Source organism: Streptomyces sp. NPDC059743, assembly GCF_042732975.1.
GTDB lineage: Bacteria > Actinomycetota > Actinomycetes > Streptomycetales > Streptomycetaceae > Streptomyces.
In genome coordinates, this window is the sequence record NZ_JBHWGS010000015.1 from 133,751 (window position 1) to 147,433 (window position 13,683).

The window sequence follows — 13,683 nt, forward strand, 5'->3', positions numbered from 1 at the left end:
GACTCCTCAGACCTCGTCGTACGACCTCCTCAGACCTCGTCGTACGACCTCCTCAGGCCTCCGTTGCACGACCTCCTCAGACCTCGCGCAGCCGCCGCCAGACCGCCTTCGCCGCGTTGTGCCCGGACATGCCGTGCACACCGGGGCCCGGCGGGGTCGCGGAGGAGCAGATGAAGACGGCGGGATGCGGAGTGGTGTACGGGGAGAGGGAGATCCTGGGACGCAGCAGCAGCTGGAGCCCCGAGGCGGCGCCGCAGGCGATGTCGCCGCCGACATAGTTGGGGTTACGGGCGGCCAGCTCGGGCGGGCCCGCGGTGGCCCGGGCCAGCACACGGTCGCGGAATCCGGGAGCGAAGCGCTCCAGCTGCCGCTCCACGGCGTCGGTGAGATCGCCCTGCCAGCCGCTGGGGACATGACCGTACGCCCAGAAGACATGCTTGCCCTCGGGCGCGCGGGACGGATCCACCAGACTCGGCTGGGCGGTGATCAGGAACGGTGTCGCGGGCGGCCGGCCGGCCGCGACCAGGCGCAGCGCCGTGCCGATCTCTCCGCTGGTGGGGCCGATCTGTACGGTCCCGGCCCGGCGCGGCTCCTCGGCCGTCCAGGGCACCGGACCGTCCAGCGCGTAGTCGATCTTGAATACGCTCGCTCCGTAGCGGTAGCCGTCGTACACGCGGCCGAGACCCGCGATACGGGCCAGGGCGGTCGGCGAGGTGTCGAAGACATAGGCGCGGGCGGGCGGCAGCTCGTCCAGCCGCTTGACCTCGTATCCGGTGTGGACCGAACCGCCCAGATCCCGGAGATACGCGGCGAGCGCGTCGGAGATCGACTGCGAGCCGCCACGCGGCAGCGGCCAGCCGCCCGCGTGCGCGGCGAGCGCGAAGATCAGCCCGACGGCGCCGGTGGCGAGCCCGTTCAGCGGGGCTATGACATGGCCGACGAGCCCGGCGAACAGGGCACGCGCCTTCTCGTCGTGGAAGCGGCGCGCCAGCCAGGTCGAGGGCGGCAGCCCGGCCAGTCCGAACCGGGCGAGGGTGACGGGATCGCGCGGCAGCGCCGTCAGCGGCAGGGACATGAAGTCCCGCGCGAGCGTGTCCCATTTGCCGAGGAAGGGCGCGACCAGACGGCGGTACGCGCCCGCGTCACGAGGGCCGAAGGACGCGGCCGTCTCGGCGACCGAACGGGACAGCACCGCCGCCGTGCCGTCGTCGAAGGGATGCGCCATCGGCAGTTCGGGATGCAGCCACTCCAGTCCGTACCGGCCGAGCGGCATCGTCCCGAAGACGGGCGAGCCGATGCCCAGCGGGTGCACGGCCGAACAGGGATCGTGCCGGAAGCCGGGCAGCGTCAGCTCTTCCGTCCTGGCGCCTCCGCCCACCGTGTCGGCGGCCTCGAACACGGCCACCGAGAAGCCCCGCCTGGCCAGCTCGACGGCGGCGGTCAGCCCGTTGGGTCCCGCCCCCACGACGACGGCATCGAGCATCGACGTCACCTTCGGACTCCTTCGTAGCCGATGGCAAGAAACCCCAGGATATTCCCGGGCACCGACAGCCCGAGGGCGGGTACTGTCCGCGACGATGAACACCGCACCGGACGCGGCCCTGCCGCGCTTCATCGACACCATGGCGACACGGCTCACGCACGTACGCGGAGTGCGTGCCGTGACACTCGGCGGCAGCCGAGCCCGTGGTACGCACCGCCCGGACTCGGACTGGGACCTGGGCGTCTACTACCGCGGCGGGCACGGCGGGATCGATGGCGGGCACGGCGGGCTCGACAGAGCGGCGCTGGCGGAGCTGGCCGCACTGGCCGCCGAGATGACGGGCTCACCGGTGGAGGTCGCGGGCCCTGGTGAGTGGGGTCCCTGGGTGAACGGCGGGGCCTGGCTGTCGGTGGACGGCGTCGCGGTGGACTGGATCCTGCGCGATCTGGACCGCGTGGAACGGGTCTGGGAGGAGTGCCGCGAGGGCCGCTTCGAGGTGGGTACGCAGCCTGGCCATCCGCTCGGGTTCTGGTCGCCCGCATACGCCGGTGAGGTCGCGCTCTGCCGCGTACTGGCCGATCCCACCGGGGAGTTGACGGCACTGCGGGAGGCGGCCCGGACCTATCCGGAGCCGCTGCGCAGGGCACTCACCGAAACGGCCTGGGAGGCGGACTTCTCGGTGGCGGCGGCCCGTAAGTCGGCGGGCGGAGTGACAGGCGGACCGGCTGGCGGTGTGACGGGCGGACCGGCCGGCACGGGCGATGTGCTGCATGTCTCGCTCTGTCTGTCCCGGGCCTTCGGCATCCTCGTACAGGCCCTGCTCGCCCACCACCGCGTCTGGTGCCTCAACGAAAAGGGCGCCACGGCAACGGCCGCCGCCCTCCCGGACACGCCACCGGACTTCGCCGCGCGTATCGCACGAGCGCTGAGGTCACTGGACGCGGAGGCGGTGGAGGCGGCCGGAGCGCTGGTGACGGAGGTACGGACCGTCCTGGACGCGGGCGCCTGACCGAGCTCCTGACCGAGAACGGCCCGGCCGCCCGTGGTCCGGCCGCCGGCGGTCCGGCTGCTGGTGGTACGACCGCCGCTGAGGCCTGATGGCCGCGCTTCCTCACGCGTCCTCACGCCTCCTCACGCGCCCGTCAGCAGCCGCTCCCGTATCCGCCGCGCCGTGGCCTCGTCGCGGGCCGCGGTGAAGGGCAGCGCGTTGCCGCCCGTGATACGGAACGGCTCGCCCGTGAGCGTCTGCTGCGCGCCGCCCGCCTCCGTCACCAGCAGCAGGCCCGCCGCATGGTCCCAGGCCAGCTCCCAGTTGAAGGCCACCGCGTCGAGCGCGCCTCGCGCCACGTCCAGATATTCGAGCCCGGCCGAGCCGCACGCGCGCGCGTCGATGTCCTCGGTGCGCAGTCCCAGGAGGGCGCGCTTCTGGGCGTCCGTCGTGTAGTCCGGATGGGACATCGCGACCGTCAGCACCGCGCCGGGCTTGGGCGCGCCGGAGCGCAGCGGGACGCCGTCGAGCCAGGCGCCGCGGCCCTGTACGGCGATCGCCATCTCGTCCAGCGCCGCCGCGTAGGTCCAGGACGCCAGCACCTCACCGCCCTGCGCGAGGGCGACGAGCGTGCAGAAACCGGGCTCGCCACGGACGAACTGGCGGGTGCCGTCGACCGGGTCGACGATCCATACGGGCGCTTCGCCGCGCAGCGCGTCGTACACCGCCGGATCCGCGTGGACCGCCTCCTCGCCGACCACCACCGAGCCGGGAAGCAGCGCGGTGAGAGCGGCGGTGAGATGTTCCTCCGCGCGCCGGTCGGCGACCGTCACCAGATCGTGCGGACCGCTCTTCTCAGCGATCTCGTGAGCGGCGAGCTGCCGGAAGCGCGGCATGATCTCGGCCGCGGCTGCCGCGCGTACCGCCTCTTCGATGGCGGACACACGGAGCCCATGAGGCATCTGCCGGGCCGTCCGCCCGTCCGCCGTCTCCCGCTCCCTCAGGGGAACCGTTCCGTACATTCCGTACACAGCGTCATCGATCATGCCCACCAGCCAATCACGCGCCTATGACACTCCGGAGGGCAGCCCCGTGACGGCTAGGGCCTCTCGTTTGGATCTTGCCGGGCTCGCGAGCCCTGGCACCGCGCCTCGCCGCGTTGTCGTCGGTCACCAGGGCTCCGCCATGGCTCCCTCCTCCGCCTTGCGATCCACGGCACCAACGCCGACATCAGCCGCTACCGCGGCGGGCGCTCCCTGATCCGGCCAGCCCCAAACGAAAGACCCTAGGGCGACTCTCAGCGTCCTACGGCATAACCCTGCATGCCACGAGGGTTCGCCGCGGCCGACAGGACACCGGTCTCAGGATCTCTGGCGACCGCGCACAGCCGCCCTTCGGACCAGGCCTCGCCGACGGTCACCTCATGGCCGCGCCGGCGCAGCGCCTCGATGACGTCCGGGTCCATGCCCTTCTCCACCGTCACACTGCCGGGCCGCATCCCGCGCGGGTAGAAGGAGCCGGGGAAGCTGTCGTTGTGCCAGTTGGGCGCGTCGATCGCGCCCTGGAGATCGAGCCCGCCCCGGACCGGTGCCCGCAGGGCGAGCGCCAGGAAGAAGTGGAACTGCCACTGGTCCTGCTGGTCGCCGCCGGGCGTGCCGAAGGCAAGCACCGGTACGCCCTCGCGCAGCGCGATCGACGGTGTGAGGGTGGTACGGGGCCGGCGGCCGGGCGTCAGTGAGTTCGGCAGTCCGGGGTCAAGCCAGGCCATCTGGAGCCGGGTGCCGAGCGGAAAGCCCAGTTCGGGGACGACCGGATTGGACTGGAGCCAGCCGCCGCTCGGCGTGGCGGCGATCATATTGCCCCAGCGGTCGACGATGTCGAGATGGCAGGTGTCGCCGCGAGTGGCACCGTCCTTGGCGACGACCGGCTCCCCGACGGACGGCTTGCCCACGGCTGACTCCCCGATGGTCGGTTTGCCCACGGTCGGCTCGCCCACGCCCGCGGTCGGAAGGCCCAGCGCGTCGAAGCCGGGCTCGCCCGTGGAGACGGCGGTGGCATGGGCGCTGAGGACCGGTTCGCGTCCCTCCGGGCTGCCTGGGCGGAGCTCGTACGAGGCACGCTCACCGATGAGCGCACGGCGGGCGGTGTTGTACGGCTCGGAGAGCAGGGCGGCCAGCGGCGCCTCGGTGGCGTCGCCGTACCAGGCCTCCCGGTCGGCCATGGCGAGTTTGCAGCCCTCGATGAGCTGATGAACGTACTGCGCCGAGCCGTACGTGGGCAGGTCGGCCGCGCGGGAGGGCAGCAGCGCCAACTGTTGGAGGAAGACGGGCCCTTGGCTCCAGGCGCCCGCCTTGCAGAGGGTCCAGCCGTCCCACTCGTAGGTGGCGGGCGCCTCGTACGCCGCCGACCAGCCGGCCAGATCCGCCTCGGTCAGGGTGCCGGTGTGGTGCGAACCGCTGGTGTCCATGGTGGGCGTGGCGGACTGACGCAGCAGCGCCTGCGCGATAAAGCCCTCACACCAGACGGTACGGGCGGCCTCGATCTGCGCCACCCGGTCCTCGCCGGCCGACTCGGCCTCGGAGATCAGCCGGCGCCAGGTCGCGGCGAGAACAGGGTTACGGAACAGCTCCCCGGGCGCCGGTGCCTTGCCGCCGGGAAGATAGACATCGGCGGAGGACGTCCACTCGGTCTCGAAGAGCTCGCGGACCGACTCGACGGTCTCACCGATCCGTTCGACCGGCGCATGGCCGTCCTCGGCGTATCCGATGGCATAACGCAGCACCTGAGCCAGGGACTTGGTGCCGTAATCGCGCAACAGCACCATCCACGCGTCAAAGGCACCGGGCACGGCGGCGGCCAACGGACCGGTACCGGGAACCAGTTCGAGCCCGAGGGAACGGTAGTGCCCAATACTCGCCCCCGCAGGCGCCGGCCCCTGACCACAGAGCACCCGAACCTCGCCGCCGGCGGGCGCAAGAATGATCGGCACCTCGCCACCGGGCCCGTTGAGATGCGGCTCGACAACATGCAGGACAAAGCCGGCGGCGACGGCGGCATCAAAGGCGTTGCCGCCGTCCTCCAACACGGCCATCGCGGACTGCGAGGCGAGCCAGTGAGTGGAGGACACCATCCCGAAGGTCCCCTGAAGGGTGGGCCGAGTCGTGAACATACGTATGCCACCTCACTGTTGAACCGAACCGCTCACACCGATCGGAGTCCACACCAGAACTCTCGCCCGCCCGATCACCACCAAGAAGCGTATCCCCCAACGCCCCTCCCAATGCCACGGCTTCGCCCCCATGGCAAACACCCGCCTCATGGAAGCGTCAAGCGCGCACGGCCGTTGAGTATCCACACCTGCCGCTTGACATGAACGACCTCATGCCCACGATCGACGTCGCCCGAACCGAGTCCGAAAAATGCCGCGCCCGTATTGAGGAGAACAAACAGCTTCGCGCCTGACACCGGCTCACCTGTACCACGCAGTAACACACTACCCAAGGGACCCAAGGACGTCTGTCCACTGGCACGGTCGCCGTGTCACATGTCATGTGCGGCAGATGATCCGCACCTTGGGAGCTGGGCAAGCCGCCGAAGTTAGCCCACCTCAAACTCTGGGAGTGAGCACACACGCTCGCCTTCCGGGAGGACTTCTCCACCGTCCCGCTGTTATTCGATCAGTCTCGGTGCTCCGCACCACGCCCGCCGCACGAACAGGCCCGCACCAGCGGCCCACCCGCGACCATAGTTTTCACGGCAGAAGGGGCTGCTAATGACCACGCACCAGCCCACCACGCTCGGCCGCTCCGCCGTCAGTGACCCTACTCCGCTCCGGTCTCGGGGCGACGACATGCTCATCGCCGAGGTCTAGAGCCTTACAGGCGCGAGCGAGGGTCAGTTGGGGATTGGCCAGGTCCTCGACTATGCCCACCCACTCCAACTTACCGTTGAGGTCTCATCAACCATGACTGATGCGACCTCAACGGTATGCGAAAAGCGACTCTCGATTCCAGGCCGCTTAGAAGGAGCCGAAGAATCGGTCCCACCAATCAGGAGGGTCAGAACCATGGAAACGTAGGCTTGCAGCTCCGTCATAATGTGTAGTAAGAAGCTCTTCCGGCACCATCACATACCCCAGGCTTACAAGAGCCCACTCCACCTTCTCAAGGTCACCGGAGTCGAGCTCACCTTCAGCGCGTGCGTCTTCCGTACCGAAGAAGGCGCCAGGGTTATCCGCCGCCACCATAGCCAAGGGTTTGAACTTGCTCACCAGGACAACAATTCTTGTCCCACAAACCGTGGATTCCGCCGGCACCTCAAGTCGCCCGTACTGGGCCGAGTCTTGAATATTCTGGTCGGTTTCACAATTCGTCGAGAAGTCAGAATTAATCCTGACAACTAGACGATTGAATGCGTTCGCGACTTCCGCCTTGCTGTAGTCGGCCGGAGATTCCAGCCCCTCGGGATCATCTAGCCGACGCAAAATTTCCAGCAGATTCTCCATGACCCTCCAATCGCATCGAACAGTCTACACACGAAGCGGAATGTCGTCTCACTCCGGAAAGGCCGTGAGCACCTTCCCAGTGAGAGGCTCGTAACGCACCAGAATCCTCACTTCCCCCACCGTTCCAACGACATTCAGCACAGCTGGTTTTCCTTTCTTAGTCTTCAGAGTTCTCTCAGCGTACTTAGCAGATCCTTGGTACCAGGTCCTCTGACTGTTCGGGCTTGTCACCACGTCAGCCACAGCATCGAGGATCTGGGGATCGGACCAACCCTTCGGGAAAGCATCCTTCCCTGGCGCCCCCGGGTACCTGTGGTTATCAAGAATGTGCTTCGACCTCTCAGCGCCGATCAGCTCACGGCCGACCCCGCGCACAGCCACCTCGCGTCCGGCATTTCCCAGTAGCCCGCCTGGACCAACTGCTACCGTTCCCGTCAGAGGAGGACACGCGGTCACCTGGCCAGGTTCACATGTGCCCTGCATCAGTTGATCCCAGGCATCACCGGGATTTCCCTTGATCAGGTCCACCAAGGGCCCGTCCGGAATTTGACTCCTCAAATAATTCCCTGCGCGCCGCTCAAAATCGCTTGGGCCGTTGACAAAAGCCAAACAGTGTCCCACAGCGCACGCGACGACTTGGCCGTCATTGTCGACCATTGTCTGCGCGGAGCTAGCTGCCGTAGCGGTGCCGCCTGTACGTGGGACGACGGCGTATCTGTTTGACACGTCTGGGTGTGTCGTGACGAAGCGGGTGGGGTCGCCCTTTACCTGACCGGTGCCGCCGATGGGGTAGCCGTCGCCGCAGAGGTCGGCGGGGCACAGGCCCGTGGGGTCGCTGGATGTGACCGGTGTGTTGTTGGCGTAGCTGTAGCCGTTGAGGGACTGGGGCTGGTTCAGGGCTAGGACCGGGTCGACGCTGATGAACTGGCCGATTGTTGGGTCGTATTCGCGGGCGCCTATGTGGGTCAGGCCGGTGGAGTCGTCGGCTGGTTTGCCCAGGAAGCGTTTGTCGTCGGGCCAGGTGGTGGGTTGGGTGCCTCGGGGGGCGCCGAAGGGTGTCGTGTAGCGCTTGGTGACGGCCCAGGTGGTGGCGTCGATGGCGAGGCTGGAGGTGCCGTGGTGGTCGCCGGCGAGGAAGTTGAGTTTGGTGCCGGTGACTCCCGCGGTGGCGGTGCGGACGGCGATGGTCTGGCCGGCCGCGGTGTAGTAGCGGGTGCCGCTGAGGGTCTTGGTCGTGCCCTTGACCGTGAGGCGGACTTCCATGTCGCCGAGGTAGAGGACGGTATCGCCGTCGCCGGTGGCGCGGCGGATGAGGAGGCTGCCGTCGGCGTCGTAGAGGTAGCCGGTCTGTTTGGTGCCCTCGGTGAGGCTGGAGAGCTGGTCTTCGCTGTTCCAGGCGAGCGTCTGGGTGGCGCTGGTGCCAGGGCGGTGGGTGGTGTTGCCGGTGTCGTCGTAGACGTAGGTGGCGTTCTTGGCGCCGGTGGTGTGGTCCAGCGGATGGGGCTGGCCGGTGCTGGTCCCGTAGGCGTAGGTGGTGGTCTGGTCACCGGTGGCCAGGTTCTGCTTCTCGGTGGAGCGCTGGCCGGCGGCGGTGTAGCTGTAGGACGTCCAGTAGGGCGCCGCACCGCCGAGGTTGCCCGTGGTGCGTCCCGTGTCGGAGCAGTCGGCCGTCTTCGGGGTCCAGGCTTCGGTCAGACGGCGGTAGCCGTCGTAGAGGAAGCACTGGTTGTCGGCCTGGCCTGTGCCGCCGAGGCTGATGGCGTCGCTGATGGACTTGACGTTGCCCGCGTCGTCCTGGACGTAGGTGAGGTCCTGCGCCTTGTTGCCGTTGTGGTCGGTGACATAGGACCGGGTCAGACGGCGAGTGCCGTTCTCGTACTCGTAGTTGAGGGAGCCCTTCCTCGCGGAACCGACGGAGCTGATGCCCAGACTCAGGGTGGTGAGGTCGCCGAGTTCGGAGTAGCCGGCGTCCAGCAGGTAGCCGGTGGTGCCGTTGACGTTCTTCAAGTTGCCGAGGCCGTCGTAGGTGTTGGTGATGCCTTCCTGGGCGAGGCCGGCGACGGCTGGGTCAGTGATGGTGGAGAGCTGGTTGGCCGCGTTGTAGTTGGCGGCGAAGGTCAGCGTCTGCGGGACGCCGGCGGTTACGAGTGGGTCATTGGCCGGGAGAGTCAGCTGGCTGTTCGTGACGTTGTAGAGAGCGTCGAACTTTGTGATCTTCTGGACATACGCCTGCCCGCCGGTTCCGCCGACGTAGCGTGTGGCGGTGTCCTGCCGGCCCTTGGCCGCCAGGTCGTAGTCCCAGTGGGCGAGCTTGTTGGCGGCGACGGTCTTGTCGGTCTGCCACAGGTCGGTCTTACGGCCGAGGACGTCGTACTGGTAGAAGAGCTTGCGGTCTTCCGCGTCCTCGGTCGAGTCGACTTGGTCGAGGCTGGTGTAGCGGGTGTCCGTGGTGCCCTTGTCCGGGTCCGTGGCGCTGGTCTGGCGGCCGAAGAGGTCGTAGGTGTAGGACCAGACGCTGTTGTCGTGGGCGGTGACGGTCTTCTGCTGCCCGCCGGGCGTGTAGGTGTAGCGGGTGTGGTTGTACGAGCCGGTGTCCTCGGGGTTGGCGAATTCGCGGGTCTCGGTGGTCTGGCCCAGAGCGTTGGTCAGAGTCGCCGTGGCCTGGCCGCCGGTGGGAGCCGTCTGGAGGACACGGTCGCCCTGGTACTTGGTAACGGTGGTCCAGCGGTGGACTCCCTGCACCTTGGTCTCGCTGGCGACGGAACGGGCCGCGCCGTCGTAGGTGGTGTCCACCTGTAGTGGGGCCTGGCCGCCCTCGACGGTGGCCGCGTTACCGGAGGGTGGGGCGCTCTTGTCATAGATGTCCGACAGAGTGGAGCTGACCAGGCCGCGGGTGTCGTACTGGGTCAGGCTGACCACGCGTCCGCCGGCCGGAGACGGGGACTGGGTTTCCCTGGCGCGCAGCAAGGAGTCGTAGATGGTGTAGCTGGTGATGTAGCCCGAGGCTGTCGGTGTGAGTGCGCCCGTGGAGACCCAGGACGCCGTGTCCTTCGAGAGGTGATATTCGTACTTATAGTTTGGAATGCCACCCAGGAGACGCGGCCGGTTCGGCAGCCAGACCTGAGTGACGCGTCCGAGGCTGTCGTAAGTGCTCTCGGTTATCTTCGAGTTGGGGTCCGTGATCTTGGTGGCCGCGCCGGTGGCGAAGTCGACGACGGTGCTGGTGGTGTAGTCCTTGCCGTCGGCGACCGTCGAGGCGGTCAGAGGACCGGCGGCAACCGGCATGTAGGTGCTCTTGCTGGTCTGGTTGTCGTTGGTGTCCTTGACGAGCAGAGGCCTGCCCAGCGCGTCGAACGTCGTCGTGCTGAGCTTTTGCCAGCTGGGCTGGTCGCCGCTGTCGTAACCACTCGCGCGACCGGTCCACCGTGGCTCGCCCAGAGTGGGACTCTGGCCGGCCGTCCAGGCGGCGGTCGCGTCGTATGTCACGGCGGTGTCGGAGATGATGTCGCCGGGCTTGGTGGAGTCGGCCGGCAGGTCGAGTGCGCTCTCGGCGGTGGCGCAGGGCTTCGCGGTGACGCGGGTGCGGGAGACCAGTGAGGTCAGGCCCGCGGACGGGTTGCGGGCGTACCAGGTGCGCGCGCAGGTCTCGTCACCGGTGACGGCGTCGTCGCCCTTGTCCTCCACGGTCAGCGGCATGCCGTAGTCGTCATAGGTGGTGACGGTCGTACGGACGCGGTCGACCGGGCTGATGACGGTGACGTTGGTCCGGTTGTGGGTGGCGCCGGTGCGGACGAAGTACGCCTCGGTGTCGGCGTAGGACTTGTGCTGGGTGGCGGTCCTGCGGGACCAGGGATCATTGACGGTGCCGGCCACTTCGCTGTCGCCGTCGTAGGTGACCGTCTCCCGGGTGAAGCCCGCGTACTGGTCTGCGTCGGTGATGGCGGCGGCCTTGATGCCCGTGGCCTGGGCGCTTCTGCGGGCGTCCGGGTCGAGCGTCTTGCCGTCGGCCTTCAGCAGCCGGTCGCCGTCCATACCGCGCATATAGACGCTGACGGTCTTGCTCCGGGTGCCGTTGGCCGGGCCGGTCTGATGAGTGACCTTGGCGAAGCCACGCCAGATGGACCAAGTGCGGTCCTTCTCGGGCGTCATGGGGTCGTCGTTGTAGTGCCAGGCACCGCCACCGGAGTACTGGTAGGTGTCGGTGATGGTGCCGGAGGCGCCCGTCTGGTCGCTGGTCGAGACGGCGGTCACCGGATACTTCTGGAACCAGTCCAGAATGGCGTCCCCGCCACCGTTCGGCTTCCAGCGGACGGGATAGCACGTGCTGGTGTTCTGGTCGGGACGCGGTCTGGTCTCGCCGGCGACACACTCGGCCGCGGCGTAGGTGACGGCGGTCTTGGCACCGGTCTCGCTCGTCAGGCCGGTCAGGCGAGGCTTCGCCAGAGGCAGGATGTCATCGGCCTGGCCGTCGACGCGGTTGGTGAGGAATTCGCTGGTGAAGGTGACCGGATCCGTCGAGAGCGGCATGCCGTGCTCGCCGGTGTGCTGGATGGAACGCAGCCACAGGGACTGGTCGTTGGAGTCACCCGTCTCACCCGGATCCTGGTACTGCTGCGTGAGTTTCCAGGAATCGACGGACTCGAAATCGGCGGTCGGAGTACGGGCGGCGTTCCACGCGTAGGCGGTGATGCCCGTCAGCCGCTTGCGGGTGAAGAAGGCGGGGCCGACGTTGCCGGTGCACTTGTCGCCGTCCTTGCAGATGGCGTCGAACGGCACGTCCGGCCACTGAGGGCTGGTGCTCTCGGTCAGGGAGTCGCAGCCGGTGTCACGGATGCACCGCTCGTCGTAGGTGAAGGCGACCTTGTTGGAGGCCGCGGGCGCGCCCGTGAACAGGACGCCGGCCCGCTGACCGTAGAGAATCTTGGTGAGGTATCCGCCACGGGTGTACGAGGTGCCGGTGGTGTCTTCGCCGAGCGTGTCGTAGTTGTTGGTCTCGGCGGTGTACCAGTAGCTCATGGCGTTGCCGTGGGTGTCCTCGACGTAGTCGAGGTTCCAGCGCCATCCCTGGGTCTTGGCGCGTCCGCTGAGCGAGGTGCCGCTGCTGTAGCCGGGCTCACCGGCGTCGTCGCCGAAGACCGGGACGGTCCAGACGCTGTTGGTGCGTTCGCTGCCGGCGCCTTCCAGCTTGTTGAGGCCGAAGACATACTTCGTGCCGCCGCCGGTGATGACCGTCCAGTACTCCCCCTTGCCGTCTCCCTTGCCACCGGAGATGTCGTCGCCGTCATCGCCGTTGTCGGCGCCGGTGGAGTGGGTGACGACCGAGGCGTCGTCGTTCTTCAGGCGCCAGGTTCCGCTGGTGTCGTCCTTCACCAGTTCGGTGGCCCTGCCGTTGAGGACGAGGGAGGCGTTGTCGTACTTCCAGCACAGGTCGAACTTGTCCGTCTGGCCGTCGTCGTCGCAGGAGCCGTACTTGCGCTCGACGTACGACGAGGTCAGGTCGAAGCCCTCACCGATCTGGCTGCCCTGGTTGTTCGTGTTCGCGGTGCGTCCGTCCACGCTGCCCGAGTCGTACGAGATGGCCAGGTCCGGAGTGGGACCGGCGGCGGCCGGCGGTGTCTTGAGCGGGTAGTTCCAGGTGAAGGTGCCTGATGAGCCGCCCGCCTCCCAGGTGGAAGAGGCCGAGAGCGGGGTCGCCTTGTAGTCACCGCCACCGGACTTGGTTCCGGCCGCGAGCGCGAGCACCATGGACTGCCCGCCGGCAGTCGCCGACTTGGCGGAAAGCTTGGCGCTGGGATCCGCGATGGGCTCCGCAGTGGGCGCGTCACCGGCGGCGGTTCCGGCGGCGCTGAAGTCGAGACGGGTACGGAGCTGTCGCTCGCCGCGCTCGTTGGTGTACGCCAGCGGTGTCGTGTTACGGCACGACGCCTTGCCGGGCTGGTCGAGGGCACAGTCGGGCAGGCGCAGGACCTGCAAGCGGCCGGCCCAGTCGCCACCGTACGCTCCGGCGAACGCGGAATAGTCGATGGCGAGATCAGCCGTCCCACCGCCGCGCGGGCCCGTGACAGTCAGGGCAACGCCCTTGATACCGAGCGCGGTTGTCTGCTTCCGGCTCAGCACAGACACCTTGACGGACTGCGCCGACTTCTTCGCCCGGGCCGCCTTGGTGGTCGGCGCGGACAAGGAGACGGGCAGAGTTCCCGCGGTGGCCTTCGCCGTTCCGGTGGCGGGAGTGGTGAGAGTGGTGGTCGCGGCCGTCGGCCAGACCACCGTCGCGGCCTGGTCGCGCAGCGCCCGGTCCGCCGCCTTCTTGTTGGCGGTCTCCTGACGGGCGATCAGACGAGACGTCGCCGTCTGTATCGGCTTCAGCGGCACCATCTTCACCGAGACCGGCTTGGGTGCGTCGGGACGGCCCTGCGGCTGTATGCCCTGGGCCACCGCGGTCAGCGGGCTGAGCAGGCCGGGCAGGAGGACGAACGCGGTGGTCACGGCTACCCGACCACGCAAGCGGGTTCTCACCCTGGTGGCGGTGCGACGGCGGAACGGCGGCATGAGTCTCACGTCCAAGTTCCATCAAAGGCCCCCGAGGAGGCACGAGGTGAGTGGAGATGGGAGGCCGTGCCCATGCACGGCGGGCGAGATGAGGGGACGCAGTCGGCCCGGCGGGCTGCTGGTCGTACGGAGTACGGGGTACGGAGCCGGCCCGGTGGA

6 protein-coding genes are annotated in these 13,683 nt (G+C 68.1%); 1 reads left to right on the plus strand and 5 read right to left on the minus strand.

Translation table 11 applies throughout. From position 1 onward, the window contains the following. Positions 1 to 76 precede the first annotated feature (76 nt). Entirely contained in the window at positions 77 to 1,492 is a 1,416-nt protein-coding gene (locus ACFV6H_RS26180) for a phytoene desaturase family protein (RefSeq protein WP_385546471.1), read from the minus strand. A gap of 85 nt (positions 1,493 to 1,577) precedes the next feature. Between ACFV6H_RS26180 and ACFV6H_RS26185 the strand changes: the two genes are divergently transcribed. After that, the gene (locus ACFV6H_RS26185; RefSeq protein WP_385546474.1) at positions 1,578 to 2,492 is read left to right on the plus strand and encodes a nucleotidyltransferase domain-containing protein; all 915 of its coding nucleotides are present in this window, start codon (positions 1,578 to 1,580) and stop codon (positions 2,490 to 2,492) included. Between the two features lie 122 nt (positions 2,493 to 2,614). Here the strand turns inward: ACFV6H_RS26185 and ACFV6H_RS26190 are convergent, their stop codons facing one another. The 4 genes from ACFV6H_RS26190 to ACFV6H_RS26205 all read right to left on the minus strand — a co-directional run bounded on the left by ACFV6H_RS26190 (position 2,615) and on the right by ACFV6H_RS26205 (position 13,524). Continuing rightward, complete coding sequence (locus tag ACFV6H_RS26190; RefSeq protein ID WP_385546477.1) at positions 2,615 to 3,517, minus strand: inositol monophosphatase family protein; 903 nt, start codon at positions 3,515 to 3,517, stop codon at positions 2,615 to 2,617. Between the two features lie 251 nt (positions 3,518 to 3,768). Beyond that, on the minus strand, positions 3,769 to 5,640 hold the full coding sequence (locus tag ACFV6H_RS26195) for a gamma-glutamyltransferase family protein (RefSeq protein ID WP_385546480.1): 1,872 nt from the start codon (positions 5,638 to 5,640) through the stop codon (positions 3,769 to 3,771). Positions 5,641 to 6,489: 849 nt separating this feature from the next. Then, positions 6,490 to 6,975 carry a hypothetical protein gene (locus tag ACFV6H_RS26200; RefSeq protein WP_385546483.1) on the minus strand — a complete coding sequence of 162 codons (486 nt, stop codon included), beginning with the start codon at positions 6,973 to 6,975 and terminating at the stop codon, positions 6,490 to 6,492. A gap of 48 nt (positions 6,976 to 7,023) precedes the next feature. Then, positions 7,024 to 13,524, minus strand: a complete 6,501-nt coding sequence (locus tag ACFV6H_RS26205; RefSeq protein WP_385546718.1) for an RHS repeat-associated core domain-containing protein — start codon at positions 13,522 to 13,524, stop codon at positions 7,024 to 7,026. Between the last annotated feature and the right edge of the window lie 159 nt (positions 13,525 to 13,683).